This window comes from Umezawaea endophytica, from assembly GCF_025061645.1.
GTDB classification, from domain to species: Bacteria; Actinomycetota; Actinomycetes; order Mycobacteriales; family Pseudonocardiaceae; genus Umezawaea; species Umezawaea endophytica.
The window spans coordinates 319,211-345,707 of the sequence record NZ_JANYMP010000006.1; the positions used below are offsets into that span (position 1 = coordinate 319,211).

At 70.0% G+C, this 26,497-nt stretch carries 24 protein-coding genes; 8 read left to right on the top strand and 16 right to left on the bottom strand.

Features of this window, described 5'->3' with window-relative positions; translation table 11 throughout:
• Positions 1-5: 5 nt before the first annotated feature.
• The 3 genes from ftsL to mraZ all read right to left on the bottom strand — a co-directional run bounded on the left by ftsL (position 6) and on the right by mraZ (position 2,162).
• Positions 6-605, bottom strand: coding sequence for a cell division protein FtsL (ftsL, locus tag NZH93_RS15970; RefSeq protein ID WP_259623850.1), 600 nt, complete (start codon positions 603-605; stop codon positions 6-8).
• Positions 602-1,558: a 16S rRNA (cytosine(1402)-N(4))-methyltransferase RsmH gene (gene rsmH / locus NZH93_RS15975; protein WP_259623851.1), complete on the bottom strand. Its 957-nt coding sequence runs from the start codon at positions 1,556-1,558 to the stop codon at positions 602-604. The genes ftsL and rsmH overlap by 4 nt, the downstream gene beginning before the upstream one ends.
• A gap of 172 nt (positions 1,559-1,730) precedes the next feature.
• On the bottom strand, positions 1,731-2,162 hold the full coding sequence (mraZ, locus tag NZH93_RS15980; protein WP_259623852.1) for a division/cell wall cluster transcriptional repressor MraZ: 432 nt from the start codon (positions 2,160-2,162) through the stop codon (positions 1,731-1,733).
• Positions 2,163-2,617: 455 nt separating this feature from the next.
• On the opposite strand from mraZ, the gene NZH93_RS15985 reads away from it, so the two are divergent.
• The 3 genes from NZH93_RS15985 to NZH93_RS15995 all read left to right on the top strand — a co-directional run bounded on the left by NZH93_RS15985 (position 2,618) and on the right by NZH93_RS15995 (position 7,809).
• A complete protein-coding gene (locus NZH93_RS15985) occupies positions 2,618-3,724 on the top strand; it encodes an AAA family ATPase (RefSeq protein ID WP_372506640.1) in 1,107 nt (368 codons plus the stop codon).
• Between the two features lies 1 nt (position 3,725).
• Entirely contained in the window at positions 3,726-4,991 is a 1,266-nt protein-coding gene (locus NZH93_RS15990) for a DUF58 domain-containing protein (RefSeq protein WP_259623853.1), read from the top strand.
• A 337-nt stretch (positions 4,992-5,328) separates the two neighbouring features.
• Positions 5,329-7,809 carry a transglutaminase TgpA family protein gene (locus tag NZH93_RS15995; protein WP_259623854.1) on the top strand — a complete coding sequence of 827 codons (2,481 nt, stop codon included), beginning with the start codon at positions 5,329-5,331 and terminating at the stop codon, positions 7,807-7,809.
• A 527-nt stretch (positions 7,810-8,336) separates the two neighbouring features.
• Here NZH93_RS15995 and NZH93_RS16000 read toward each other — a convergent pair.
• From NZH93_RS16000 to NZH93_RS16025, 6 genes are all read right to left on the bottom strand, one after another.
• Positions 8,337-8,726: an SCO2097 family morphological protein gene (locus NZH93_RS16000; RefSeq protein ID WP_259623855.1), complete on the bottom strand. Its 390-nt coding sequence runs from the start codon at positions 8,724-8,726 to the stop codon at positions 8,337-8,339.
• A 991-nt stretch (positions 8,727-9,717) separates the two neighbouring features.
• Positions 9,718-10,572 carry a hypothetical protein gene (locus tag NZH93_RS16005; RefSeq protein ID WP_259623856.1) on the bottom strand — a complete coding sequence of 285 codons (855 nt, stop codon included), beginning with the start codon at positions 10,570-10,572 and terminating at the stop codon, positions 9,718-9,720.
• Positions 10,573-10,659: 87 nt separating this feature from the next.
• Positions 10,660-10,887, bottom strand: coding sequence for a hypothetical protein (locus NZH93_RS16010; protein ID WP_259623857.1), 228 nt, complete (start codon positions 10,885-10,887; stop codon positions 10,660-10,662).
• A gap of 87 nt (positions 10,888-10,974) precedes the next feature.
• Entirely contained in the window at positions 10,975-11,628 is a 654-nt protein-coding gene (locus NZH93_RS16015; RefSeq protein WP_259623858.1) for a Crp/Fnr family transcriptional regulator, read from the bottom strand.
• Between the two features lie 600 nt (positions 11,629-12,228).
• A complete protein-coding gene (locus NZH93_RS16020; protein WP_259623859.1) occupies positions 12,229-13,506 on the bottom strand; it encodes a DNA polymerase IV in 1,278 nt (425 codons plus the stop codon).
• Between the two features lie 37 nt (positions 13,507-13,543).
• Entirely contained in the window at positions 13,544-14,647 is a 1,104-nt protein-coding gene (locus tag NZH93_RS16025) for an amidohydrolase family protein (protein WP_259623860.1), read from the bottom strand.
• Positions 14,648-14,673: 26 nt separating this feature from the next.
• Here NZH93_RS16025 and NZH93_RS16030 point away from each other — a divergent pair, with 26 nt between their 5' ends.
• Complete coding sequence (locus NZH93_RS16030; RefSeq protein ID WP_259623861.1) at positions 14,674-15,948, top strand: glutamine synthetase family protein; 1,275 nt, start codon at positions 14,674-14,676, stop codon at positions 15,946-15,948.
• Here NZH93_RS16030 and NZH93_RS16035 read toward each other — a convergent pair.
• From NZH93_RS16035 to NZH93_RS16055, 5 genes are all read right to left on the bottom strand, one after another.
• Positions 15,929-16,660, bottom strand: coding sequence for a class I SAM-dependent methyltransferase (locus NZH93_RS16035; protein WP_259623862.1), 732 nt, complete (start codon positions 16,658-16,660; stop codon positions 15,929-15,931). The two genes, NZH93_RS16030 and NZH93_RS16035, sit on opposite strands and share 20 nt — an antisense overlap.
• Before the next feature lie 10 nt (positions 16,661-16,670).
• Positions 16,671-17,279, bottom strand: a complete 609-nt coding sequence (locus NZH93_RS16040; protein ID WP_259623863.1) for a sigma-70 family RNA polymerase sigma factor — start codon at positions 17,277-17,279, stop codon at positions 16,671-16,673.
• A 605-nt stretch (positions 17,280-17,884) separates the two neighbouring features.
• Positions 17,885-18,466, bottom strand: a complete 582-nt coding sequence (locus NZH93_RS16045) for a sigma-70 family RNA polymerase sigma factor (protein ID WP_259623925.1) — start codon at positions 18,464-18,466, stop codon at positions 17,885-17,887.
• 200 nt (positions 18,467-18,666) lie between these two features.
• The gene (locus tag NZH93_RS16050; protein ID WP_259623864.1) at positions 18,667-19,425 is read right to left on the bottom strand and encodes an RNA polymerase sigma factor; all 759 of its coding nucleotides are present in this window, start codon (positions 19,423-19,425) and stop codon (positions 18,667-18,669) included.
• Between the two features lie 96 nt (positions 19,426-19,521).
• The gene (locus tag NZH93_RS16055; protein WP_259623865.1) at positions 19,522-20,253 is read right to left on the bottom strand and encodes a class I SAM-dependent methyltransferase; all 732 of its coding nucleotides are present in this window, start codon (positions 20,251-20,253) and stop codon (positions 19,522-19,524) included.
• Positions 20,254-20,352: 99 nt separating this feature from the next.
• On the opposite strand from NZH93_RS16055, the gene NZH93_RS16060 reads away from it, so the two are divergent.
• The 4 genes from NZH93_RS16060 to NZH93_RS16075 are packed head-to-tail and all read left to right on the top strand — an operon-like array spanning position 20,353 to position 23,658.
• Positions 20,353-21,195: a ParA family protein gene (locus NZH93_RS16060; protein ID WP_259623866.1), complete on the top strand. Its 843-nt coding sequence runs from the start codon at positions 20,353-20,355 to the stop codon at positions 21,193-21,195.
• Entirely contained in the window at positions 21,192-21,827 is a 636-nt protein-coding gene (locus NZH93_RS16065; RefSeq protein WP_259623867.1) for a LysE family translocator, read from the top strand. The genes NZH93_RS16060 and NZH93_RS16065 overlap by 4 nt, the downstream gene beginning before the upstream one ends.
• Complete coding sequence (locus tag NZH93_RS16070) at positions 21,814-22,599, top strand: DNA-formamidopyrimidine glycosylase family protein (RefSeq protein ID WP_259623868.1); 786 nt, start codon at positions 21,814-21,816, stop codon at positions 22,597-22,599. The genes NZH93_RS16065 and NZH93_RS16070 overlap by 14 nt, the downstream gene beginning before the upstream one ends.
• A gap of 33 nt (positions 22,600-22,632) precedes the next feature.
• The gene (locus NZH93_RS16075; protein ID WP_259623869.1) at positions 22,633-23,658 is read left to right on the top strand and encodes a quinone-dependent dihydroorotate dehydrogenase; all 1,026 of its coding nucleotides are present in this window, start codon (positions 22,633-22,635) and stop codon (positions 23,656-23,658) included.
• 3 nt (positions 23,659-23,661) lie between these two features.
• Here NZH93_RS16075 and NZH93_RS16080 read toward each other — a convergent pair whose 3' ends face one another.
• Positions 23,662-24,870 carry a uracil-xanthine permease family protein gene (locus NZH93_RS16080; protein WP_308214208.1) on the bottom strand — a complete coding sequence of 403 codons (1,209 nt, stop codon included), beginning with the start codon at positions 24,868-24,870 and terminating at the stop codon, positions 23,662-23,664.
• 822 nt (positions 24,871-25,692) lie between these two features.
• A complete protein-coding gene (gene pspM, locus NZH93_RS16085; RefSeq protein ID WP_259623871.1) occupies positions 25,693-26,490 on the bottom strand; it encodes a phage shock envelope stress response protein PspM in 798 nt (265 codons plus the stop codon).
• Positions 26,491-26,497 lie beyond the last annotated feature (7 nt).

Here is a 26,497-nt window from a genome sequence, read left to right on the forward strand (position 1 = left end):
TGCGACTAACCCGCGGGCGAGGTCGCCGTGGGCTGGGCGGTCGTGGTGGTCGGGGACGAGCTGGGCCCGGCCGACGCCGACGTGGGCGCCTCCACCGCGGACGGCTTGCCGTAGACCTCGACCGAGCCGTCGGGGAGCTGCTTGAGCTTCGCCGGGTCGCCCGCCAGCACCAGTCCGAGCTTCGCCGCGGCCTCGGCCAGCTTGGTCGGCGACTCGGCGAGCGCGACCTCCTGGCGGAGCTGCTCGACCCGCAGGGAGAGCTGCGTGGCCTGGTTGTGCGCTTCCTGGAGCTTGTACGAGTCGGCGGCGGCCTGCGTCGACAGCCACATGATCGTGGCCAGGCCGACGATCAGCATCGCCATCACCATGATCACGAACGGCGCCTTGGACACTGTGCTCGGCTGGCGCTGCGGCGCGGCGGTGGCGCCACCCCTGAGGTTCTGGTTGCGCTGCGCGCGCCGGGCGTACGCGCGCTCGGTCGCGGCCGAGCGGGAGCGCGGCGAACCGGCGGGCGCGGGAACGGACTTGAGGGCGCGCTCGCGCGGCTTGTCCGAGCGGGGCCGGGGGTTCGGTGAGGTGCCACCCGCTCTTGCCGGTGCGGTCATGACGCCTCCTTGATCCGTTCCGCGGCCCGCAGGCGCACCGGGGCGGCCCTCGGGTTCTCCTCGATCTCCTGCTCGTTCGCCAGCTCGGCACCCTTGGTGACGAGCTTGAACTCGGGCCCGTAGCCGGGCAGTTCCACCGGCAGCCCCTGCGGGCTGCGCGACACCGACACCGCGGCGATGGCCCGTTTCACCATCCGGTCCTCCAGCGACTGGTAGGCCTCGACGACGAGCCGACCACCCATGCCGAGCACCGACAGCGCCGCCGGGAGCGCGAGCCGCAACGACTCCAGCTCCTCGTTCACCTCGATGCGCAGCGCCTGGAAGGTCCGCTTGGCGGGGTGGCCGCCGGTGCGCCTGGTCGCCGCGGGCACGGCCGCGTACAGCAGCTCCACCAGCCGTCCGCTGTTCGTGAAGGGCTCGCGCTCGCGCTCCCTGACCACCGAGCTGACGATCTTCTTGGCGAACCGCTCCTCGCCGTAGTCGCGCAGGATCCGCACCAGGTCACCGGGCGGGTACGTGTTCAGCACGTCCGCCGCGGTCTGGCCGGTGCCCGCGCTCATCCTCATGTCCAACGGCGCGTCCCTGGAGTACGCGAACCCGCGCTCCTGCGCGTCGAGCTGCAACGAGGACACCCCGAGGTCCATCAGGACGCCGTCCACGTGGGACAGGCCGAGGTCCTCGACGGCTTCCGCGATGCGGTCGTAGGTGACGTTGACGAACTTGACGCGGTCGCCGAAGCCCGCGAGCCGCGCGCTCGACAGCTCGATGGCCTGCGGGTCGCGGTCCAGGCCGATCAGCGTCAGCCGCGGGTGCGCCCGCAGCAGGGCCTCGGCGTGGCCGCCGAGCCCGAGGGTCGTGTCCACCACCACGGCGGGGCGGTCGGTGATCGCGGGGGCGAACAGCTCGAGGACGCGGTTCAGCAGGACCGGTACGTGCTGTGGTCGCTCCGCCATCTCAAGCCCCTCCCTCTGCTTCGTGATCGACCGCCACAACGTGGAGATCGGGTGTCGTCAGGTCCCCGCCCGCCCGTCGAACCTGGCGCCGGGGAAGGTGCGCCAGGGCCGAAAGCCGAGCGGACCGAGGCCTCACGGCACCCGAACCACGTCGTGCTCTAGTCACGGCCGATCAGAAGACGCCAGGGAGGACCTCCTCCCGCACTTCGGCGTAGCTGCCCTCATGGGCTTCGAGGTAGCGCTGCCAGGCCTGGGAGTCCCAGATCTCCAACCGGTTGACCGCGCCGATGACCGCGCACTCCTTGGTCAACCCGGCGTAGTTGCGCAGCTCCTGGACGATGGAGATGCGACCCTGGCCGTCCGGTCGCTGCTCGTCCGTGCTGGCGAACAGGTAGCGCTGGTAGGCGCGGACCGACTCGTTGGTGAACGAAGCGGCCGCGACCTTGGTGGCCATCTGCTCGAACTCCGCCCGTGGGAACACGAAGAGGCAGTGGTCCTGGCCCTTGGTGACCATGACACCCCCCGCTAGCGCATCCCGGAACTTCGCGGGCAGCGTCAGCCGACCCTTGTCGTCCAGCCTGGGGAGGTGCGTGCCGAGGAACATGGCACCTCCACCTCCTGCCGACCGGACTCCGAGCGGCAGTGGAGCCCCCGTCAGCCCCACCGGGCGCCACAGTACCCCACTTTTCACCACAGTCAACGCTGAAACAGGTGTTTCCGCAGCGTGCCGTTTCCTATTTCCGCAGGTAGAAGACTTTCAGGCGGCGTGGAGCGCGGTGGGGGAAGCGGACGACACCCACCTCCCCGAGTGAGCCAGGATGCCCGTTTTGCCACCCGGATGGACCAGCAAAACCGCCGAAAACAGCTTCACGTACGCCGGTGGTGGGGGATCGTGGAGATGGGGGGAAAATGAACCGCCGTGCAACCCCGCACGTCGTAGTTACCGTCAGGATCCTGTCGAATCGGGGGTAGGGCACTTCGCCCTGGTTTGACACACTGCGTGAAACGCTCACCGCTTCCGTGCACCGGTCGCGGGCGAGCCCCGCTCCAGGAGGTCGAGTGACCCCGAGTACCCAGCCAGCAGCACTCCCGGACCACGCGTTCGGGCAGGGCGCGCCAGCCGTGAAGCCCACGGTGACCGGCGCTGCCCACTCCCCGCAGACGCGACCTGACGACGTGCTCGGAGAACTGCACACCGCAGTCCAGCGGATCGCCGCCAACGTGGAGAAGGTCCTCGTCGGCAAACCCGACGTGGTCCGGATCTCGCTCGTCGCCCTGCTCGCCGAGGGCCACCTGCTGGTCGAGGACGTCCCCGGCGTCGGCAAGACGTCGCTGGCGAAGGCGTTGGCCCGGTCGATCGACTGCACGGTCAGCCGCATCCAGTTCACCCCCGACCTGCTGCCGAGCGACATCACCGGGTCGTCGATCTACAACCGGCAGGGCAACGAGTTCGAGTTCCGGCCCGGTCCGGTGTTCGCGAACATCGTGGTCGGCGACGAGATCAACCGCGCCTCCCCCAAGACGCAGTCCGCGCTGCTGGAGTGCATGGAGGAGCACCAGGTCACCGTCGACGGGAAGACCTACCCGCTCGGCGCGCCGTTCATGGTGATCGCGACCCAGAACCCGATCGAGATGGAGGGCACGTACGCGCTGCCGGAAGCCCAGCGCGACCGGTTCACCGCGCGCGTCTCCATCGGCTACCCGGACCCGGCCGCCGAACTGGCCATGGTCGACGAGCACGCGGGCACCAACCCGATGGACGAGCTGCGCCCGGTGTCGGACGCCGCCCAGATCCTGAAACTGGTGCAGACGGTCCGCCGCGTGCACCTGTCGCAGGAGATCCGCCGGTACGCCGTGGAACTCGTGTCGGCCACCCGCAGGCTGCCCGAGCTGCGGCTCGGCGCGTCCCCGCGGTCCACGCTGCACCTGGTCCGCGCGGCTCGCGCGCAGGCCGCGCTGGCGGGTCGCGACTTCGTCGTCCCGGACGACATCCACGCCGTCGCGGTCCCCGTGCTGGCGCACCGGCTGGTGCTGACCGCCGAGGCGCAGGCCGCCCGCCGCTCCCCCGCCGACCTGGTCCGCTCGCTGATCCAGCGGGTGCCCGTGCCGCAGGCGACCCCGTCGCCGAACGGCCAGTACACCCAGAACGCAGGGACGAACCGCTGAGATGCGCGGAGCCCTCTCCGGCCTGACGACCCGCGGTCGCTGCCTGCTCGCCGCAGGTTTCGCGGCAGGCCTGTGCGCGCTCGTCCTCAACGAGCGCGACCTGCTCCGGGTGGCGGCCTTCGTGGTCGCACTGCCGCTGCTCGCCGCCTGGCTGGCCACCCGTGCCCGCGTCGGGCTGCACGCGTCCCGCTTCCTGCACCCCAGCCGGGTGCCCGTCGGCTCCGCCACCGAGGTGCGCGTCGAGCTGCGCAGCACCGGCCGCCTCCCGACCGGCGGCCTGCTCCTGGAGGACAACGTCCCGTACGCGCTCGGCAGCAGGCCCCGGTTCGTGGTGGAGCGGCTACCGCGCAGCACCGCCACCGCGCTGCGGTACCCGCTCAAGCCGGTGATGCGGGGCATCCAGCAGGTGGGGCCGCTGATGGCCCGGATCACCGACCCGTTCGGGCTGGTGGAGTACGACCGCGAACTCGCGGGCCGCAGCAGGCTGGTCGTGGTACCCCGGATCACCGGGCTCAACGGTCTGCCCAGCGGCTCCGGCATGGGCGCGGGCGACGACGGTTCGATCCGGCTGCGCAGCGGCCAGGGCGAGGACGACGCGATCGTCCGCGAGTACCGGCACGGCGACGACCTGCGCAAGGTGCACTGGCGCTCGACCGCCCGCCGCGACCAGCTCATGGTGCGCGTGGAGGAACGCCCGTGGCGCGGCGGCACGACCGTGCTGCTCGACCACCGGCTGACCGCGCACCGCGGCAGCGGCCCCGGCGCGAGCCTGGAGTGGGCCGTGTCGATGACCGCCAGCATCTGCCTGCACCTGCACCGCTTCGGCCACCAGGTCAAGCTCGTCGCCGAGGACGGCCGCGTCCTCGCGGGCGGCTCCGGCGACGGCGGCCACAGCGACGCCGTGGTCCTCGACTCGCTGGCCGCGCTCCAGCCCTCGCACCGCAAGGAACTAGCCGCGGGCCTCGACCCCGGCGCGGGCCAGGAGGTCATCGCCATCCTCGGCGCGTGCACCCCGGCCGTCGTCGACGGCCTCGTCCGCTACCGCCCGCGCGGCATGCGCAGCCTCGCCGTGCTCCTCGACGTCGCCGAGTGGGCGAGCCCGACCGAGGACCCGGCCCCCGACGTGACCGAAGCGCAGCGCCTGCTGCACATCGCGGGCTGGGGCGTCTCGATCGCCAAGCCGTCGAGCCCGATGAACCAGGTCTGGCAAGAGCTGTGCCACAGCGCGGGCAACCGCGGCCCTGTGGTGCGCACGGAGGTTGGCTGATGGCCGGAGCACGCCACCTGCCAGCCCCGGACGCCTCGCTTCTGGGCGGCACCTACCAGGCTCGCGGCGCGCACGGAGGCTGGCCGATGGCCGCGGACGCCTCGCTCCCAAGTCGCGCGGACCAGGCTCGCGGTGCGCACGGAGGCCGGCTGACGTCCTTGGCACGACCAGCCCCGGACGCCTCGCTCCCAAGTCGTAGCAACCAAGCCCGCCGCGCACGCGGAGGCCGACCGATGTCCGCGGCACGACCAGCCTCGACCCCGGTCGTCTCGATCACCAAGCCCTTGAGCCGCGCGGGTCACGCCCGCGGCCCCGCGGTGTGCACGGAGGTTGGCTGATGGCCGGAGCTTTCCAGCAGAGACCGCCCGTCGCGGCGCCGCCCGGTCGTCCCGCGGCCGTCGGCGGGGACTGGACGGGGTCGGTGACGCCCGCTGTCGCCGCGTTGGCGGTGGTGTGCTCCGCGACGGCGCTGTCCGGCGTCGTCACCGGCGGGCTGTGGATCTTCTACGTGCTGATCGCGGTCGCCGTGGTCACCGGGACCGGCCTGCTGCTCCGCGCGGTCAAGCTGCCCGCGCCGCTGGTGGGCATCGGCCAGATCTTCGCGCTGCTCTGCCTGCTGGTCACGCTGTTCACCAGGACCGGGTTCCTGGTCGTGCTGCCCGGCCCGGACTCGCTGAACGACCTGTGGACGGTGCTCGGCAACTCGATCAGCGAGGTCCAGACCGGGGTGCCGCCGGTGGCGGAGAGCCCCGCGATGCGCTGCCTGATCATGCTCGCGATGGGACTCGTCGCGGTCCTCGTGGACACCCTCGCGGTCGGCGCCGCGGCACCGGCGGCGTCCGGACTGGTGCTGCTGTGCGTGTTCGCCGTGCCCGCTTCGCTGGCCGACGAGATGCTGCCGCTGTGGACGTTCGTGCTGGGCGCGGCGGCGTTCGCGCTGCTCCTGGTGGTCGACGGCCAGCACCGCCACGAAGCGTGGCGCGGGCGGATGAGCGGCACCGGGGGCAGCAGCTCCGGCGGCGCCGCGACCGCCGTGGCGGGCATGGCCGTGGTGATCGCCCTGTTCGCCGGGGCCACGTTCACCCTGATCGGCACCGTCGGCAGGCTGCCCGGCACGGGTACCGCCGCGGGCGGCGGCGCGGACGGGCTCGGCCTCAAGCCGTTGACCGAGCTGCGCGGCATGCTCAGCCAGGGTGAGACCAGGGAGATGTTCCACGTCCGCGGCCTGCCGGACTCGGCGTACCTGCGCGCGATGACGCTCCAGCAGTACGACCCCGCCAGCGGCGAGTGGTCCGTCGGCGGCGCACTGTCCGAGGGCAGCCCGGCGAACGGCGACCTGCCCCCGCAGCCCGGCGACCCCGGCGACGGCAAGACCACCAAGGTCGAGATCGACCCGGTCGGCTGGAACGACGTGTGGCTGCCCGTCTACGGCAAGCCCCGCAAGATCGAGAACACCGACGGCACGTGGCGGTTCGACAACGCCCGCGGCATGATCTACAGCCTCAAGAAGCACAAGGTCGGCCCGTACACGCTGGAAACCGTGCTGGAGAACCCGTCGGCCGACGAGCTGCGGCGGGCCAACGGCAGCGCCGAGGGCGTCGACCCGGTGTACTTCAAGATCGACGGCATCGACCCGTCGATCACGACGCTGGCCAGGTCCATCACCCAGAACGAGGGCACGAAGTTCGACAAGGCCACGGCGCTGTACAAGTACTTCACCGACGGCACGAACGGCTTCAAGTACTCGACGAAGACCGAGGGCGACTCGAACGCCGACGCGCTGGTCGACTTCGTCGTCAACAGCAAGACCGGCTTCTGCCAGCAGTACTCGGCCGCCATGGCCGTGATGGCCCGCTCCATCGGCCTGCCAGCGCGGGTAGCCATCGGCTTCACCGGCGGCTACCCGACCGAGGACTACAAGACCATCACCAGCCTGGACGCCCACGCGTGGGTGGAGGTCTACTTCGCGGGCCACGGCTGGATGACCTTCGACCCGACCCCGCTCACCGACGGCCGCGGCGTCATCCCGTCCTACATCGGCGGCACCGGCGACGACGGCCAAGCCCAGGCCCCCGACGCGGGCGACGAGTCGTCGTCCGCGGCCGCCTCGTCGGCCGTCACCTCCAGTTCCGCCGCCCCGGTCACCGACACCCAGGACCTGGCGGGCACCGCCCCGGTCGAGGTGACCCCCGGCTGGCACTGGATCGCACTCGTCGTGTCCGGCGGCTTGGCGGCACTCCTCACCGCCCTGCTCCTCCTGATGCCCCGCGTAGGCGCGCTGGCCACGTTCAACCGCCTGCCCCTCGCCAGACCGGGTGTGGCAGCGGCGGCAGCCGTCTGCTGGGCCCTCACCGCCACCCTGCTGATAGCCCTGTTCTCCTGGTGGCTGGCCGTGCCCCTGTTCCTGCTGGCGGTGGCGGCGTCTCCCGCAGTCGTCCGCGCCGTCCGACGGCACAACCGCTTGCAGTCCATCGCGGGCCTCGGCGCCCAGGCCGCGAACGCCGCGTGGGAAGAACTCATCGCCGAGTCCGTGGACCGCGGCACCCGCATCCCACCGACCGAAACGGTCCGCGTGGCCGCCCGCCGCATGGCCCGCGCCCACAACCTGGACGAACAAGGTCGCGACGGCCTGCGTTCCGTGGTCGGCGCCATCGAACGCTCCTGGTACAGCGATCGAGCCGAGGCGGACCCGCAACTGCCGAAGGCGGTTGAGGACGTCCGCCGAAGCCTCAGCCGCAACGCCCCGCTGGCCCTGCGGGCGAAGGTCCTGCCGCGGTCGGTGCTCCAACCGACCGTGCCGGACGAGTCAGACGACTGACCCGACGCCGACCGCGAGGTGCCGGTTCTCCGTTGGAGGCCCGGCATTTTGCGTGGGGGGGGGTGGGCCTCAGGTGGAGTGAGGCTCGGCTTGGGGAGGTGGATCTCAAGGTGGGGAGTTGGGCCATGGGTTGGTGGGTGGGCCGCCAGTAGGTGGGCCGGGCGTCGAGCAGGTTGGTCGCGAGCAGATCAGTCGAGCGGATCGCGGCGACTGCCAGCAACGTGCCCGGCAGCCGGAATCACGCGGCAATCAGCATCCCGTGGCGGCTGGGATCGGGTGGCGGTTGGCATCGCGCGGCAACCACCATCGCGCGGCGGCCGGGGTCGGGTGGCGGTTGGCATCGCGCGGCGGCCTGGATCGAAGTGGCAGCCAGCATCACGTGACAGTCGGCATCAGGTGGCGGGTGGCGGGTGGCGGCCAGCGTCGGGTGGCGGCGGTGGTGCTGGTGGGTCGGTTTGGGCGCGTGAAGACACCGCGGCCCGCCCCTGGTGGGGCGGGCGCGCGGTGTGGTTCTTCGGTTCGGAGTTCTACTCGTCCTCGAAGCGGCGACGGAAACGTTCTTCCATCTTTTGTGAGAACGAGCTGCGGCTGCGGCTGGGCCGGCTGCCTTCCTGATCCACTTCTTCGGCACCCTGATCACCTCGACGAAGTGTCGTCAGTGTGATCAGCACGCCGAAGAACATCAACAGGAAGCCGACCACGCTCACCACCGGGATACCAGCGAGCTTCGGCAACATCACACCCGTTACGAGCAGTGCCACACCCACGGCGAACAAAGCGATGCCCTGGATGCGACGCCGTCGGGACGGCTTGCGCAGCTTGGCGCCGCGCACGGTAGATGCGAACTTCGGGTCCTCGGCGTAGAGCGCGCGCTCGATCTGGTCGAGCAGTCGCTGCTCGTGCTCGGAGAGTGGCATGGCTCCTCCTCCGGCACAGCGGTCGCGGGCGCCGGGTGTTCACGGTTGCCGCCGGTCCCGGCGGACGCCCCCCCTGGGGGCGTCATCCCCCAGGATACGATCCGCAGAGCCCGCCGACTACCCAGTCCGGGGTCCCAAGCGGTTGGTTCTGTCACCATCATCCTCACGGGTCAATGGTCAGACCGCCGTGAGGTGACTCGCAGGACCTGTATCGAAACCGCGCGTAACCGCATTTGTGCAGGTGTAGCCCCTTCTTCGCATCTGGAACCGGTGAACCGGGTCGACTACTGAGCCCACGTCGGCAGGTCACCCCGATGGCGTAACGGCGACAACTTCCGCCGAAAAATTGATCGCAGGTCGGCGCGATCTTGCCGTGAGTGGCCAGCGGGTCGGGTCTGCGAGGTCGAATCGCGGCTGCGGGAAAGCTTGGGGAGATCACCTCCGGTTGGTTTGGGGTGTTGGTCGGCAGGCCAGGTTCGGGGCGGTAGGTGGGTCGGTGTCGGTGTCGGTGTCGACGTCTTCGTGGTGGCCCGAGGCGATTGGCAGGGTCGAGGTGGTGGCCGGTGGGTGAGCCATGATCCGCAGTGGCCTGGGCGGGTGGCGGCATCACGGGTGGCGGCCAGTGGGGCAGACATGATCGACGGTGGCGAGGTCGGGTCACGGCGGCAGTCAGTGGGTCGGCCATGGCTTGTAGCGGCCAGGTTGGGTGACGGCAGCGCGGCGACGGTCAGTGGGCTGGCCGGGAGCTGTCGCGGCCAGGTTGGCGGTGAAGGCAATCAGCCCAGGTGGGTCGGTGGCTGGTCAGCCAGGTGGGTCGGTGGGTGCTCAGCCCAGGTGGGTTGGTAGCTGGTCAGCCCAAGTGGGTTGGTAGCTGGTCAGCCCAAGTGGGTTGGTGGGTGGGCGCCTCTCTGCGGTTGGTGGGGTAGGTCGGCGGGCGCGGGCATCGCGGACGTTGTGGGAAGCGGTTGGTGGCGGTGGGCGTTGGGGGCGCTCAGCCTGCGATGACGTCTGGGCGGGGGCGGGTGGTGGCTTGGGTTGCTGCTCGGTGTAGTTGGGCGGCTACTGAGGCCGGTGGTTGGTTTGGGGTGGTGCGGACCACCAGTACTCCTGCTGCTGTGAGGTGGTCCGGTCTGGTGGGGGTGCGGAACTGCCAGGCGAGGCCGAGGGTGTTCCACCACGCGTCTGCTGTGCCCAGTGGGCGGCCGTCTGAGGTGTGCAGTGGGATGTGCCATCGCGGTAGGGGTAGGCCGGATCTGGTGATGGCTTCCGTTGGGCCTGGGGGTAGGGCGGTCAGTGCTGCTCGAACGGTGGGGCTGGCTCTGGGGTGCAGGGTGGTGGGGTCTGTGCCTGCTCGGATGGTTTCGGCCAGTACTGCCCGTTGGGCTGCTGGTGTGAGGTGGCGGGCCGCGTCCAAGGCTGCTCTGGCTGGTGGGGCGGTGAGGAAGTTGTTGCGCAGCATCGGGTTCGGTAGGCCGCGGGTGCGGGTGACGCGGAGTTCCGGTGGTGCTTGGATTCGGCGGCGGTGGTGGATCAGGACGTGGACGGGGCCTGTGGCTGGGACGGCTCGGATGCCGTGCAGGTGCAAGGCGTCCAAGCCGGTGAGGAGGGTGTGCGGGCCCGTGTAGCGGAGGGCCGCTTGGACTCGTTGCGTTCTGGTCGGTGGTGAGCCGCTGAGCAGCAGGATGCCCGGTAGGAGGTACTGCCACGGGCCGCCGCGACCGCAGCGCAGGTGCAGGAGGGTGGAGGACAGGCCGAGGTGGAGGAGTTCCACGACGGTGGCCACGCCGTGGCGGAACAGCGTGGCCAGTGCGTCCAGGTCGATCAGTGTTCGGTTCGTGGGGGGCATGGGTCTACTTTCGGCCGGGGTTGTTCTGCCGTCCACTGGGTCTTGGCGAACTGTGGATAAGTGGTGGGGCTGTGGACAACTCGGCCTTCATGAGTTGACGAGATCGCGTTCCTCGGTCATGTCCTTCGAGGTGGTGTTGCGGAACTCGCGCCACGCGTCGTGCACGGCCACCAGCCCGCCCGCCATCACCAGGGCCGCTGCTGCGGCGAGGATGCCGGACGCGTTCAACTGCACGAGGAGCACGACGGTCGCGCCCACTTGCAGGATGGTGAAGATGATCGTGGTGGCCAGTCGTTCGATCTGCTGCCTGGTCATGTCGGGAGACCCCCTGGGTTCGGTGACTCCCTTGTTTCTAGGCTCGAATCGGCGGAGGTTCCGCGTCAGATGCCGCAGAACGTGGGATCAGCCGACCAGGTCGTAGAGGCGGTCTGGGGCGAGGATGTCGATTCGGCGCCTGCCGGTGCGGACGATGCCCTGTTGGCGCAGCAGGCGGAGGACGCGGACGAGGGATTCTCGGGATGTGCCCGCGGCGCTCGCCAGTTCTTCCTGGCTGAGTGCGACCGCGCCTGCTGAGCCGACGCCTCGGTGGAGCGCTACGTCCAAGAGGACGGCGGCCACGCGTTGGGTGGAGGTGCCGCTGAACTGGATGCGTTGGCGGTCGGCGTCCCGTTGGCGGGAAACGACGACGGTGAGGACGGCCCAGGCGATTCTGGGCTGTTGGCGGCAGAGGTCGGTGAAGCGGGCTTGGGCGATCACGAGTGCGGAGGCCTCGCCGAGGACGCGGACGCTGGCGGATCTGGGGAGGCCGTCCACGGCGGAGCGTTCGCCGACTATGTCGCCTGGGCCGCGGATGGCGAGGACCTTTTCGTGGCCGCCTGGGGAGATGGCTGTTACTCGCATGAGGCCGCGGCGGACCACCAGGACGTGTTGGGAGGGCTCGCCTTCGTGGCAGACGATCGCGCCTGGGTCGTAGTCGCGGGTGGTGCCTACCGCGTCCAGCAGGGCTTGGCCGACGGGGTCTAGCAGCCCCCAGAACCGCAGCACCTCGGATTCCATCAGGTCAGGGTGCAGCAGAGGGTTGGGTTGTGGGTGGAAGTTGGGTGGGTGGTACCCGATTAGCGGGTTGTGGTGGGTGGGGTGGGGGGCTGAACGGTCCAGTCTGGTGGGGGCTTGGGTTTCCGTGGGGGGCGGGTGGGGGCGGTTTTCGGTGGGGGCTGCGGTTCCGGCGTGGGGGGCGGGTTTGGTGGTGGGGTGGCCGATTTGACTTGGGGCCCCTAGATTTGCCCCTTCGCCGGGCAAGAAAGGGCGGAGGGTGAAGCTGCCGCCCGGCGCTAGTTTAAGGGGCAAATCCCCCAAGTAAAATCGGCCACGGTTGGATTGGGCCCGTTCTGTGGGTGGGTGGTTGGGAAGGTTTGGGCTGCGGCTGGGTTCCTGTTGGTCAGGTTGGTGGGTCCTGGTTGTGAGGTCTGGTTTGTGGTCCGGTGAGCGCTGGTTCAGCCCGAAGGTCCAGGTCTAGGGCCAGGTTGGGGTCGGGAGGGGTGAGGGCAGCGCCTGGTCCGGGGGCGGGGCTAGGGCTGGGTCCTGAGTCGACGCCCTAGGGTTTGAGCCCGTTTTGTCTCAGCGTGGTGCGATGTGGTGGGTATTGGTTCTGGGGTGTTAGCTGTCTGGTTTTGGTTTTGTTTGGCCTGAGCGGCGGGGTTGGGTTCCTAGTAGGGAGGCTGGGCCTATTGCGGTTTTGCCGAATTTGGTGCGGGCCTGGTCTGCTGCTTGTTCTGCTTCTCGCCAGCCTCGTTCTGGGGCGTCGAACATCAACTGTTCGCCGGTGTCGCCTTCCACCAACTGTTCCAGCCTGACGCCGATCAGGCGGACGGCGCCGTCTGGGACGTGGTCGTCCAGGAGGGTGCAGGTGGTGGCGTAGACCTCGTGGGTGAGGTCTGTTGGTACCTGGAGGGTGCGGGAGCGGGTGATGGTGGAGAAGTCCGAGAAGCGGACCTTGATGGAGACTGTGCGGCTGCGTAGGCCCTTGGCGCGTAGTTGGCTGGCTGATCGTTCTGCCAGGCGTAGGAGTTCGCGTTTGAGGAGGGTGCGGTCGAAGTGGTCTACCTCGAAGGTTTCCTCGGCTCCGATGGACTTTTCCTTGGACTCCGGTTCCACCGCGCGGTCGTCGTGGCCCTGGGAGAGGGCGTGGAGGTGTTCGGCCAGGGCCACGCCCAGGAGTTTGCGTAGGCGGGGAAGTGGGGTGGCGGCGATTGCGCCTACGGTTTCCAGGCCCACGCGGTCCAGTTGTTCGGCGGTTTTCTTGCCTACGCCCCACAGTGCGGAGACTGGCAGCGGGTGCAGGAAGTCGAGGATCGAGGTTTTCGGGACGACCATGAAGCCGTCCGGTTTGCACATGCCCGACGCCAGCTTGGCCAGGAACTTGGTCGGTGCCACGCCCACGGAGCAGGTGATGCCGTAGGCGGCCTGCACCTGGGTCCTGATGAGGGCGGCGATGGTGCCCGAGGTGGCGTTCATCCGGCGCAGGGCGCCGCTGACGTCGATGAACGCCTCGTCCAGGCTCAGCGGCTCCACCAGCGGTGAGATGTCGCGGAAGATCGCCATGACGCCGCGTGAGGTCTCCTGGTAGAGGCCGAAGCTGGGTGGGAGGAAGACGGCGTGCGGGGCCAGGCGTCTGGCGTGGGCCGTTGGCATGGCTGAGCGGACGCCGAACTCGCGGGCGATGTAGTTCGCCGAGGAGACGACGCCGCGGTTGCCTACACCGCCGACGATGACGGGTTTGTGGCGCAGCTCCGGGCGTTCGCGGATCTCCACGGCCGCGTAGAACGCATCCATGTCGACGTGCAGCATCGGGCAGCCGGTGTCGTCGGGCCAGCGGCCGTCGCGCGCGATGAAGCGGTCGACCAAGCCGCGCGGCAGGTTCGCGCTCCGCCCCACAGCTCAACCTCCATCGTTCGAACGCCCGTTCGATACTCTAGTCCAAACGATAGGCGCGGCGCGCGTTCTCGTACCCGATCAGGTGAGCGATCCGGATGGCGTCAGCCTCCACCACGTCGCCGGACGCCATGGCGGCGGTCAGGAAGTCGGACAGCGCGCGGCGGAACAGCAGCACGCCTAGGTGGTACAGCTCGGCCAGGCCGTAGGCGTCGGTGGAGAACAGGAACTTGCCGAACGGCACGATCTCCAGCGCCTCGGCCAGCAGCCTGCTCGCCTGGTGGCCGACGTTGTGCGTGGTCAGGCCGAGGTCGACGAACACGTGCGGGAACACCTGGGCCAGGTAGCCCGCGTTCCGGTGGAACGGGTAGTTGTGCAGCAGCATGATCGGCACGCCGAGGCCCGCGGTGGCGCGGAGGAGGTCGGTCAGCAGCAACGGGTCGCAGCGGTGCAGGTCGGCGTCGGAGTCGCCGTAACCGACGTGGAACTGGACGGGCAGCCGTCGGTCCAGTGCCTCCCACACCAGGAAGCGCGTCAGGACCTCGTCAGCGCACCGGCCGCCGGACGCCAGCCAGCGGCCCGCGGCGTCGGCGACCTCCTTGGCGGTGGGCCGCTCCGGGCGCAGGGCCAGGCCGACGCGGTAGGCGGCGATGGACTTGGCGCCCACGGCGGTCGAGCTGTCCAGTCGGGCTCGAACGGCGTCGGCGAACCCGGACGCAGTGCAGCCTGCCGAGACGACCTGCTCGGCCAGGTACTCCAGCCGGACGACCTCGAACGAGACCGCTCCCGTGACGGCCGCCAGTTCGCGGTGGTCCAGCAGCAGGTCAGGCGACAGACCACCGTCGACCAGGTAGGTGTCGACGTCCGCCGCCATCAGGAACGCCCTGTTCACGTCCGCCGCGCCGAGCGACCTGCGCCTGGCGAGGTACTCGTCGGCGGGGGCGTGCGGGGGCAGGTCCAGCACCGGCGAGCACCAGCGGCGCACCGCGAGGCCGATCGAGGAGTCGAACAGGCTGGTGCCCAGCGGACTGGTCCGGTCGGCCTCGGTCAGCATCCCCTCGAAGCCCGCGCGGTCCACGTCGTCGCGCAGCACGCCGTGGCAGTGGTGGTCCACCAGCCTCAAGTCCGATACGAAGGACAGCATCCTCCCGTTGTAGCAGCATGTGTGTCATGGACACCGCACATCTCGAAGAACTCGGCGTCGTGGCCGTGGCAGTCACCTGGGTCGACAACAGCGGCGTCACCAGGGTGAAGTCGGTGCCGCTGAAGGAGCTGGGCGGCGCGGTCGGCGCCTCGCCGTCGTTCGACGTGTTCCTGCTCCAGGACTCGATCATCGACGGCCGGTTCGTCGGCGGCCCGGTGGGCGACTTGCGGCTGCACCCGGACCTGAGCCGGTTGACCGCGCTGGCCGCGCAGCCCGGCTGGGCGTGGGCGCCCGCCGACCGCTACCACCAGGACGGACGGCCCTACGCGCTCGACCAGCGATTAGCGGCGAAGGCGGCGGTCGAGCGGCTGGCCGACGCGGGGTTCGCCGCCGAGGCCGGGTTCGAGCTCGAGTGGGTCGTCGGCAAGGGCGGCACGGACGACTTCGTGCCCGCGACGACCGGCCCCGCCTACGGCCACGCCCGGCAGGTCGAGCTGTCCGACTACTGCGCCGAGGTGATCCGCGCGCTGGTCGCGCAGGACGTCCGGGTCGTCCAGTTCCACCCGGAGTACGCGGCGAGCCAGTTCGAGGTGTCCACGGCCCCGTCCGACCCGGTCGCGGCGGCCGACACGGCGGTGCTGGTGCGCGAGACGATCCGGGCCGTGACGGTGCGGCACGGGATGCGGGCGTCGTTCTCGCCGAAGGTCATGGCCGACGGCGTCGGCAACGGCGGCCACCTGCACCTGAGCCTGTGGCGCGACGGCCGGAACCTGTTCACCGGCGGCGAGGGCCGGTTCGGGCTGTCCCGCGAGGCCGAGCGGTTCACCGCGGGCGTCCTGGAGCACCTGCCCGCGCTCACGGCGATCGGGTCGCCGTCGGTGGCGAGCTACCTGCGGCTCGTGCCGTCGCACTGGTCGGCGCCGTACGCCGCATGGGGCCTCGAGAACCGCGAGACGGCGTTGCGGCTGGTCAGCGGCGCGAACGCCAACCTGGAGGTCAAGTCGTTCGACCTGTCCGCGAACCCGTACCTGGTGATCGCCTCGGTGCTGTCCGCCGGGCTGGCGGGCGGCGGCGAGCTGCCCGACCCGCTCGACGTCGACCCGGCCAGGCTGCCTGACGTGCCGCGGCTGCCGTCGTCGCTGAAGGAGTCGGCGGACGCGCTGGAGTCGGACCAGGTGCTGAACGACGCCCTGGGTCGGGAGTTGGTGGCGACGATCGTGGACGTGCGGCGCGGCGAGGTCGAACTGTTCGCCGACTCGACGCCGGAGGAGGTGGTCGCCGTCACCCGCTGGCAGCACTGATCACGGGCTGGAAGAAGTCCGTGTCCGGCCAGCGCACGTCGGTGAAGCCCGCGTCGACCAGCAGCCCACCCAGTTCGGCGCGGGTGATCGCCCAGTAGCTCGCCCGCCGGACCGACGTGGTCCACCCGCCGCCGCGCGGCTCGACCTGGAAGTGCTCCAGGTCGTAGTGGGTGCCGTCGGCGTTCCAGGTCCACAACTGGAACGTGACGGTGCCGTCGGCGTTGCGCTGCGGCGGTGTGGACAGCGGCCGGTCGCGGCGGAGGGCGTCGTAGTCGCGGGTGGAGAGCACCAGCCTGCCGCCGGGCCGCAGCACCCGCCGCATCTCCCGCGCCGCCGCCCCGACGTCGGCGGCGGTCAGCAGGTGCGGCACGGCGTTGTCGGCCGCCAGCACGACGTCGAAGCTCCCCGCCGCGAACGGCAGCGCCCGCATGTCCGCCGCGACGACCGGCAGCGCCAACGACCGGGCGGCGGCTTCCCTCGCCGCTCTCGCCACGGCGACCGGGCTCAGGTCCGAGCCCGTCACGGGGTGGCCGAGCGCGGCGAGGCCAAGCGCTTGCGTGCCGATGCCGCAGGCGCAGTCCAGCACCCGCGAGCCCGGCGCGAGCAGCGGTGACAGCGCGGAGGCCTGCCGGGCGATGCTCGCGTCCCAGTCGCCGAAGATCAGGTGGTAGGTGGCCGCCAGGTCGTCGTAGAACCGACGGGAACCGCTCATGCCCCTTGTCTTACCGCATCCGGTCCGGCGGCATCGTCTTGCGCAGCTTGGTCAGCGCCCGGTGCTGGGCCACGCGGACGGCTCCGGGGGTCGACCCGAGCGCGGTGGCGGTCTCCTCGGCGGACAGGCCGACGACGATCCGCAGCAGCAGGATCTCCCGCTGCTTGTCCGGCAGGACCTTCAGCAGCTCGACCATCTCCCGCGACAGCTCCCCGCGCAGGGCCTGCTGCTCGGGGCCCGCGTCGGTCTCGGGCACGTCCGGCACGTCCGCGACGGGCTCCGAGCGGTTGCGCGAGGACGCCCGGTGCGCGTCGGCGACCTTGTGCGCCGCGATCCCGTACACGAACGCCAGGAACGGACGCCCCTGGTCGCGGTACGACGGCAGGGACTTCAGCACGGCGAGGCAGACCTCCTGCGCCGCGTCGTCCGCCGAGGCGAACGAGCGCTCCTGGCGGCCGATGCGGGCGCGGCAGTAGCGGATCGCCAATGGGCGGACCACGCCCAGCAGGACTTCCAGCGCCTTCCGGTCGCCCTTCATCGCCGCCGCGACGTCCGCGGCGATGTCGTCCTGGCGGGTTTCCGGTTCGCGTTCGACCGCGGCCTCCGGAGTTCCGGCCACCGATCCGAAACGGAGGTCGTTGCGGGACGGACGATCAGCCCCGATAACAGCGTTTCCACTACCCGCCATCACAGGCCCCCTTTGTTGTTCATGTGCGCACGAGCGGTCGTTCGGGCCCTGAAAATGCGCAGGCGTACAGCGTGTGCGCTCTTCAGCGAGGTTTCGCCGCATTTCAGCGGGCCGGCGTCGCGAAACGCCGGGAAACCCACGAGAATCGCATCACTCACCAATTCATCCCCTGCGTGCAGCTCACCGATTCGCGGACGGGGTCGCGCACCCACCGGTGACGCCTCCACCCACCCCCGACTCCTGGACCTTCCCAGGAGACCACCCATCGGCTCATCCCTACGTCGACGACATTTCCACGTTCACCCATAGACATGTCGCCAATCAAGACGAAACTCACGAGATTTTCTTAAGCAAATCCAATCCATAGGAAATACGTATATCGCACTAGCGACCCGTCCCGGTATCGAAACTCGGCGAGCAGCACATCACCATTGGCCGAATTCAATAAATGACACGGTTATTATCCGCACTTCTGCGGCCGGGAACCACGGCACAATCGACCACGACCAGGAGAACGCCTGGTCAAGGAGGTCGGATCAGACGCGGTCCTGCGCCGCCGCCGGGTCGACCACCTTGCGCAGGCGCGCGAGCGCGCGGTGCTGCGCGACGCGCACGGCGCCGGGCGTGGACCCGACGGCGTCGGCGGTCTCCTCGGCCGACAGGCCGACCACGATCCGCAGCAGCAGGATCTCCCGCTGCTTGTCCGGCAGCACCTTCAACAGGGCCGCCATCTCGCGGGACAGCTCCCCGCGCATCGCCCTCTGCTCCGGACCGGCCTCGGTCTCGGGACCGTCCGGCACGTCCGGGACCGGTTCCGAGCGGTTGCGGGCCGACGCGCGGTGCGAGTCCGCCACCTTGTGCGCCGCGATGCCGTACACGAATGCCAGGAACGGGCGCCCCTGGTCCCGGTAGGACGGCAGGGCCGTCAGCACGCCGAGGCAGACCTCCTGGGCGACGTCGTCCGCCGAGGCGAACGAGCGCTCCTGGCGGCCGATGCGGGCGCGGCAGTAGCGGACCACGAGCGGGCGGATCGAGCCGAGCAGGCGTTCCACGGCCGGGCGGTCGCCGCTGATGGCCAGCGCGACCTCGACGGCCAAGTCGTCCGGCCGGGCGGACAGCACCGCAACCGACGGCTCGACGGCCGGAGCGGTCTTGACGGTCGCCGCGCGGGCGAGCAGTTCGTCGAGCTTGGTGCCCTTGGCGCGCTTCGCGAGGCTCGCGGCCCCGACCTCTCCGAGCGAGGACCCGTCGAGCGTCCCCTCGGTGTCGACGATCCGGCGGTGCCGCTCGGTGCTGACGTCGATCGAGGACGAGGGGGTCATGACAGCCCGCCTTCTCGGCTGAGGTACCTGCGGGCGACCGCGCGGGCCCGCGAGATGCGAACCTCCACGGTGTGGGGCTTGAGCCGCATCAACTCTCCGATCTCGGCGGGGTTGTACCCGCCGCGCACGAGCGCCAGCAGCGCGCTGTCGCTGTGCCCGATGTGCTTGAACAGCGAGTCCACCACCGCCTGGGTCACCACCGTGTCCTCCGGCGACCGGTCCGCCTGGAGCTGGTCCACGGTCGACCAGGCGTCCAGCAGCTCCACGTCCACCCAGTCCCGCCTGCCCCGCTGCCACCTGCGGTAGGTGTTCGGGAAGGCCAGGACGCAGGCGTTCGAGTAGTACTGCTTGAGCGACAGGCCGTCGTACGGCGACCACTTGCCGCCGAGCAGCCCGCGCTCGCAGAACATGACGTACCCGTCCCACACGACCTCGCTGGACAGGTCCTCGACGTCGTGCGGCGGCACGTCCTGCCGCAGGACCCCGCGCCCCTGCCTGGTGGAACTCGCGAAGATCCCCCCGGAGCGGACCAGGCCCTTGACGTACTCCAGGCCGTAGCCCAGGAGCTGGTTCAGGACCATCTTGGACACCCCGTCGGCGAGTCCGCGTTCGCGGAAGTGCTGGTGCAGCAGCATGTCGACCCGGACGCGGTGCGCTTCGTCCACGCCTGACCGGAAGTAGTGGTCGACGTCGTGGCTGGAGAGTTCCCCTAAGACCGGGTCGTCCGGCTCCCGAGGGCCCTCGACAAAACCCATCCACCGATCCCTACGTCGACACGTCAGCGGCCTTCACTGGTCCTAATGTCGCTGAATAACGCCTTCCTCACAAGATTTACGAAAGAAAATTTCAGGTCACGCCGGGCGACGGGCCAGCACGTGCAGGCGCGCGGCGACGTCCCGAAGGGGCGATCGGGTGGCGGCCGCCAGCTCCAGCTCGGCGAGCGCCTCCGCGGCGCCGGGGCTCGACTCCAGCACGGAACCGGGCACCAGGTCCGACACCACGCCGTAGCCCTGGAGCAGTTCGACCTTCAACCCGGTGGCGATGACCAGCGCTTCCAGGCCGTCGATGTCGAACCGGCGCAGCAGCGGGTCCTTCGTGCCCGCGAGCTGGCCCGCGGCGTCGTCGAGCAGGCGGCGGGCGTCGACCAGTCGGCCCGCGATGGCCCGGTGCAGCACGGCCGCGAACCGGTTCGCCACCAGCACCGACACCGCGCCACCGGGTGCGGCGGCAGCGGCCAGCGCGGACGCGGCGGCGGCCGCGTCGTCCACGACCTCCAGCAGCCCGTGGCCGAGCACCAGGTCCGCCTCGCCCTCGGGCGCGAGGTCGCCGAGCGCGTCGGTGTCGCCCTGGACAGCGGTGATGCGATCGGGCACGCCCGCCTCGCGGGCACGGCGGTGCAGCGCCGCGAGCGCGTTCGGGCTGGGCTCGATGACCGTGACGGAGCAGCCCGCCACGGCGAGGGGCACGGCCCACACGCCCGTGCCGCCGCCGACGTCGAGCACCCTGGGCGGTTCCCCGCCCCGGCGCTCCCGCGCGGCGATCAACTCGGCGTCGAGCACCCTGTGTACGGCGTCCGGTCGCATGGTCGTAGAGCGTAGAGCGTGCTCCCGGTCGTCCGCGCCGGCTGTCGGGGCCCGACCGATGTTCTTCCCCTATCTGGTAAAGACCGTAGGCTGCACCCCGTGCATACGGTCGCAGTGCTGAGCCTCAAGGGTGGCGTGGGCAAGACGACGGTGGCGCTCGGTCTCGCCTCGGCCGCGCTCCGCCGGGGTGTGCGGACGCTGGTGATCGATCTGGATCCGCAGTGCAACGCCACCTCCACCCTGGAACCCGCCGAGACCGAGGCGTCCATCTACGACGTCCTGCGAGAACCGACGCTCGAGGTGCTGGAAAGAGCCATCGCGCCGAGCACGTGGGGCGAGGGCGTCGACGTGCTGTCCGGCTCCGAGGACGCGGAGTCGCTGAACCACCCCGACCCCGGTCAGACCCGCTTGAGCAGGCTGCGCGAAGCACTCGGGCTGATCAAGGACCGGGACGACGACCAGCCGTACCAGCTCGTGCTGCTCGACTGCCCGCCCTCGCTCGGCCAGCTCACCCGCTCCGCGCTCGTCGCCGCCGACCGGGCCCTGCTGATCACCGAGCCGACCATGTTCGCGGTCGCGGGCGTGCAGCGGGCGTTCGAGGCCGTGCAGAACGAGCGGGAGAACAACGCCGACCTCCAGCCGCTGGGCGTCGTGGTGAACCGGGTCCGCCCGCGCTCGCACGAGCACCAGTTCCGCATCGAGGAGCTGCGCGACATCTTCGGCCCGCTGGTGATGCCGGTCGCGCTCCCGGACCGCCTCGCCGTCCAGCAGGCCCAGGGCGCGTGCATGCCGATCCACGAGTGGGGCACGCCCGGCGCCCGCGAGGTCGCGCTGGCGTTCAACCTGCTGCTCGCGCGGGTGCTGCGGGTCAGCCGCAGCCGCCGCCGGGCCGTGCACCGCGACTTCGACGACGAGGAGATCCAGGAAGCGGTCGACGCGTGAGCGGTGCCGCCCTGCTCGCCTTCTGCACCGCCGCGCTCCTGCTGACGATCACCCCCGGCCTGGACACCATGATGCTGCTGCGCATGGTGCTCGGCGGGGGTGCGCGGGCGGGTGTCGTCGGCGGGTTCGGCACGACGCTCGGCTGCCTGGCGTGGGGCGCGGCGAGCGTCGCCGGCCTGACGGCGCTGCTGGTGGCCTCGCGGTTCGCCTACGACGTGGTGCGCTGGGCGGGCGCGCTGTACCTGCTGTGGCTCGGCGGGTCGGCGCTGTGGAGGTCATGGCGCGGCCGCACGGTCGTGGGAGAGAATCCACTCGTTCGGGTGACACCTGGGCAGGCGTTGCGGATCGGGTTCACCACGAACGTGCTCAACCCCAAGATCGGGGTGTTCTACCTGAGCCTGCTCCCCCAGTTCCTGCCCACCGACGCGAGCGCGACGGGTTGGGCGGCGCTGCTGGTGGGCATCCACGTGGGCATCGGGCAGGTGTGGCAGCTCGTCGTGGTCGGGTTGGCGGGACGGGCGGCCGTCGTGCTCACCAGGCCGCGCGTCAAGGAGTGGACGGAGCGCTTGACGGCGTCCGTCCTGATCGGCTTCGGCCTGAAGGTGGCGTTCGACAGCAGTGCCAGAGGGTGACACGGTTTTCCTGGCAGGCCACCGCCTCGACGAGGCGCTGGCGGGCAAAGCGCTGCTCCGTGCGGAGCTGCGCCATCCACGACTGCCCTCCGGGGCGCTGAGCGGGCGTTCGGTGCTCGGGGTGCGCACGGTCGGCAAGCACATACTCATGCGGTTCTCCGGCGAGCTGAGCCTGCACAGCCACTTCCGGATGGACGGCGCCTGGCACCTGTACCGGCCGGGCCAGAAGTGGCAGCGGCCCGCCCACCAGGTGCGGGCCATCATCGAGGTGGAGAACCGGATCGCGATCGGGTTCGCCCTGCACGACATGGAACTCGTGCCCACCTCCGCGGAGAGCACGCTCGTCGGCCACCTCGGCCCCGACCTGCTCGGCGAGAACTGGTCCGACGCCGACCTCCACGAGGCCGTCAAGCGGCTCTCGGCGGATCCGACCCGGCAACTCGGCCCCGCGCTGCTCGACCAGCGGGTGATGGCGGGCGTGGGCAACCTCTACAAGACCGAGGTGTGCTTCCTGCTCGGCGCGTCGCCGTGGGCACCCGTGTCGGCCGTCAACGCGGTCGAGGCGGTGAAGCTGTCGCGCAAGCTGCTGCTGGCGAACGCGTGGGCGCCGGAGCAGAGCACCACCGGGCAGCGCGGGCGTGGACACCAGCACTGGGTGTTCGAGCGCGGCGGCAAGCCGTGCCGCAAGTGCGGTGACCGGATCAGGGTGGAGACGCAGGGCGACGACTACATGGCGCGGATCTCGTACTGGTGCCCGACCTGCCAACAGTAGGCTGACCTGGGTCTACTTCCAGGAGGTCGTTCGGTGGTCTACAAGCGCGTGATCCGCAAGGCGTTGTTCCGCTTGCACGGCGGGGACGCGGAGCGGGTCCACGAGACCACCCTCGCCGCCCTGTCGCGGCTGAGCCCGGCGCTGCGGTTCGGCACGGGGGCCCGCAACGAGCGCACGGTGTTCGGCGTCCGGTTCCCGAACCCGGTCGGGCTCGCGGCCGGGATGGACAAGGACGGCCGCGCCCTGCCCGCGTGGGCGGCGATGGGGTTCGGGTTCGTCGAGGTCGGCACCGTCACCCGCCACCCGCAGCCGGGCAACCCCCGGCCGCGGCTGTTCCGGCTGCGCGAGAGCGAAGCGATCATCAACCGGATGGGGTTCAACAACGCCGGGGCGCAGGCGCTGGCCGCCAGGCTGGACCGGCTGGGGCCGCTCAGGGTGCCGCTGGGGATCAGCCTCGGCAAGTCCAAGGTGACCCCGGTCGAGGAGGCCGTGGAGGACTACTGCGCCTCGCTGCGCGCCCTGTACCGCCGGGGCGACTACTTCGCCGTCAACATCAGCTCGCCGAACACACCGGGCCTGCGGAGCCTCCAGGACCGGACGGCGTTGACGGAGCTGCTGGGCGAGCTGACGTCGACGGCGGACGAACTGGCCCACGGCGCGCCCCGCAAGCCGATCCTGGTGAAGATCGCGCCGGACCTGACCGACGACGCCGTCGCGGAACTGCTGGAGGTCTGCGACCAGCACGGCGTCAGCGGGCTGATCGCCACCAACACCACGCTCGGCCGCGACGGGCTCGCCCCGTCCGACCAGGGCCTCGCCAGCGAGGCGGGCGGCCTGAGCGGACGCCCGTTGGCCGCGCGGGCCCTCGAGGTGGTCCGGTTCGTCAGCAAGGAGACCGACGGCAAGCTGCCGATCATCGGCGTCGGCGGCATCTTCGGCCCGGACGACGCCCTGCGCATGGTCGACGCGGGCGCCGACCTCGTGCAGGTCTACAGCGGGTTCATCTACGAGGGGCCGGGGTTGGTGCGGCGGATCAACAACGCGCTGCGGGCCGGGTAGCCGTCACCGCTGAGCGGGCTGAGCCGCCCTCAACCAGCGCATCACCGGGTGCAGGATCACGATCAGCAGCGAACCCCAGACCAGGCCGCCCAGCTCCATCGTGCCCAGCTTCATCGTCAGGTCACCGACACCCGCGACCAGCGCGGCCCCGCCGACCATGGCGTTGGCCGGGTTCGTCAGGTCGACCCGGTTGTCCATCCAGACGCGCACGCCGATGAGGCCGATCAACCCGTAGAGCACGAGCGTCGCGCCACCGAGCACGCCGGGCGGGATGGTCGCCATGGCGGCCGTGAACTTCGGCGAGAACGCCAGCAGCACGGCCCCGCACGCGGCCACCGCGTACGCCGCCGTCGAGTACACCTTGGTCACCGCCATCACCCCGATGTTCTCGGAGTACGTGGTCGTCCCGGACGCCCCGCCCAGTCCTCCGAGCAACGTCGAGAGCCCGTTCGCGATGATCGAGTCCCCCACGCTCCCGTCCAGGTTCCGCCCGGTCAACGCGGCCACGGCCTTCACGTGCCCCACGTTCTCCGCCACCAGGACGATCACCACCGGCAGGAAGAGCAACGTCACCGACGGCCGCACCTCGGGCGTCTGGAAATCCGGCAACCCCACCCACGCCGCATCACGCAGCGCACGCACGCGCTCATCGGCGATCTCCCCGAGCACCCCACCCAACACCCAGCCAGCCACGACGCCGAACAGCACGGACAGCCGGAACACCATCCGCCTCCCCAGCACCCCGGCGAGCAGGATGATCCCCATCGTCACAGCCGCCAGCAGCGGCTGCTTGGAGAACGAGTCGGTAGCGGAGTGCGACAGGTTGAGCCCGATCAGGATGACCACGGCCCCAGTCACCACCGGGGGCATCACCGAGTCGATCAACCGAACACCGAGCGCCTTGACCGCGATGCCGACGACGATGACCAGCAACCCCACGACCAGCACACCACCGAGCTGAGCCGCGACCCCGTCCTCCCTGGACGCCGCCAGGGGCGCGATGAACGCGAACGACGCACCGAGATAGCTGGGCACCCTGTTCCGCGTGAGCAGCAGGAACAACAACGTGCCAAGACCGGAGAAGAGCAACGTGGTGCTGACGGGCAAACCGGTAACAGCGGGTACCACCGCGGTGGCACTGATCATCGCCACCAGGTGCTGAACACCGAAGCCCATCGTGAGCGGCCAACTCAACCGCTCCTGCGCGCCCACGGCTTCACCGTCGGTAACCCGACCATCACCGTGCACGGTCCACAACGCCACTCAATGCCCTCCCGGCAGCTACGCCGGACGCCCCTGTCCGACCAAGGAATCCTGCCACGCCACGTAGCCAATAAGGCTATATAACGGTCTGATAATCACACGAAGGCACTAAGATTCTTCGGCTGAACCACAGGTTCGGGCCAACTCAACTACGCTTGGTGACGTAACGCCATACGAGCAGATGGCCCCGAGCCGATATACGGGTTGCACGCTTGACTGAGCTTACTGCGCGTAAATCTCCCACCCAGATGGGGGCACCACCAACACACCACACCACCAAGGTGACCGTCAGTAACAGCCCAACAGCAAGCAGACACCACCAAGACAACGACAACAATCAACAACAACGAAGACACAAAGCACCGGGCGACAGGTGAAACTCATCATCAACCCACCAAAGCCGACCCACCCCGACCTACCCATAGCGCTCCCCTATAGCGCCCACCCATAGGCCGATTGACCAGCAAAAACGAAGCCACAGCCCTAAAACCGTGGCCGATTTTACTTGGGGGATTCGACCCTTAAACTTTCGCCGGGCGGCAGCTTCACCCTCCGCCCTAAGTGCCCGGCGAAGGGTCGAATCTAGGGGCCCCAAGTCAAATCGGCCACACCACGCCGGAACGCGACCCGCAGCCGGTGACCCCCCTGGAACCCGCAGCCTCCCCCAGGTGACCACGCCGGAACCGCAGCCATCCACCCGCCGACCACGCTGGAACCCACAGCCGCCACCCGCCGACCACGCTGGAACCCACAGCCACCCAAAACCCACGATCAACGAGACAAATCCCGCAGGGCCGACGCCAACCCAGCCAGATGATCCGTGGCGTCGTTCAACGCGTGCCGGTTGTCCACAGCCGTACTGGCGGCCAACGCCCGCCCAGCAGCCGCCACCAACACGCAGTACCCGTCCACCCCTTCATCCAACTGCCCCCGCAACCGCCGAACCCCCTCCACCAGGGGCCCACGATCCAACGGAGGAGCCGTATCCCGAGCCCTCTCCACGGCCTGCAACTGCCCGGACACAGCCCGAATAGCCGCAGCAGCCTCAACACTGGTAACCCGAGCCTGATCCACAGACTCCGAAGGCACCGACGTCAACGACGTCGAGTCAAGCTGCCGCAGCAACTCGAGCAACGTCTCCTCAGCATCCTCCAACCGCTGCATCGGCTGCCGAGCAGCAGACGAGTGCGAAGGCAGCGGCACCCGAGCCGGCGGCGCGGTCAACGCCAACTTCTCCCGAGCAGCACTGATCTGCCGCATCTTCGAACCGGTCCGAAACGCCAGCACGCCGACGAGCGCACCACCAACGGCCGCCCCGACCCCGACCTCAACGGCGAACACACCCAGGAACGCGAACAACCCGATCACGCTCAGCACGGCGAGCAGGCTGAACCACACGGTCATCGCCCGCCCGGCCCGCCGATGCCTGCGGTCCAGCTTCGCCACCGGGTTGTTCCAGGCGTCCAGACGCCTGCGTACCTGATCCGCGACGGGGCCCTGCAACTGACCGCCGACCATCTGCGCGATCTCGCCCGCGGTCTTCTTGCGGGGCCCCATCCCGTAGCTCATCCGACGT

Excerpts from the sequence above, each read along its gene's own strand:
- NZH93_RS16035 (WP_259623862.1), bottom strand. The coding sequence starts at position 16,660 with ATGAGCGGTTCCCGTCGGTTCTACGACGACCTGGCGGCCACCTACCAC.
- mraZ (WP_259623852.1), bottom strand. The coding sequence starts at position 2,162 with ATGTTCCTCGGCACGCACCTCCCCAGGCTGGACGACAAGGGTCGGCTG.
- NZH93_RS15995 (WP_259623854.1), top strand. The coding sequence starts at position 5,329 with ATGGCCGGAGCTTTCCAGCAGAGACCGCCCGTCGCGGCGCCGCCCGGT.
- rsmH (WP_259623851.1), bottom strand. The coding sequence starts at position 1,558 with ATGGCGGAGCGACCACAGCACGTACCGGTCCTGCTGAACCGCGTCCTC.
- ftsL (WP_259623850.1), bottom strand. The coding sequence starts at position 605 with ATGACCGCACCGGCAAGAGCGGGTGGCACCTCACCGAACCCCCGGCCC.
- NZH93_RS16025 (WP_259623860.1), bottom strand. The coding sequence starts at position 14,647 with ATGCTGTCCTTCGTATCGGACTTGAGGCTGGTGGACCACCACTGCCAC.
- NZH93_RS16010 (WP_259623857.1), bottom strand. The coding sequence starts at position 10,887 with ATGACCAGGCAGCAGATCGAACGACTGGCCACCACGATCATCTTCACC.
- NZH93_RS16015 (WP_259623858.1), bottom strand. The coding sequence starts at position 11,628 with ATGGAATCCGAGGTGCTGCGGTTCTGGGGGCTGCTAGACCCCGTCGGC.
- NZH93_RS15990 (WP_259623853.1), top strand. The coding sequence starts at position 3,726 with ATGCGCGGAGCCCTCTCCGGCCTGACGACCCGCGGTCGCTGCCTGCTC.
- NZH93_RS16005 (WP_259623856.1), bottom strand. The coding sequence starts at position 10,572 with ATGCCCCCCACGAACCGAACACTGATCGACCTGGACGCACTGGCCACG.
- NZH93_RS16050 (WP_259623864.1), bottom strand. The coding sequence starts at position 19,425 with ATGGGTTTTGTCGAGGGCCCTCGGGAGCCGGACGACCCGGTCTTAGGG.
- pspM (WP_259623871.1), bottom strand. The coding sequence starts at position 26,490 with ATGAGCTACGGGATGGGGCCCCGCAAGAAGACCGCGGGCGAGATCGCG.
- NZH93_RS16030 (WP_259623861.1), top strand. The coding sequence starts at position 14,674 with ATGGACACCGCACATCTCGAAGAACTCGGCGTCGTGGCCGTGGCAGTC.
- NZH93_RS16055 (WP_259623865.1), bottom strand. The coding sequence starts at position 20,253 with ATGCGACCGGACGCCGTACACAGGGTGCTCGACGCCGAGTTGATCGCC.
- NZH93_RS16000 (WP_259623855.1), bottom strand. The coding sequence starts at position 8,726 with ATGCCACTCTCCGAGCACGAGCAGCGACTGCTCGACCAGATCGAGCGC.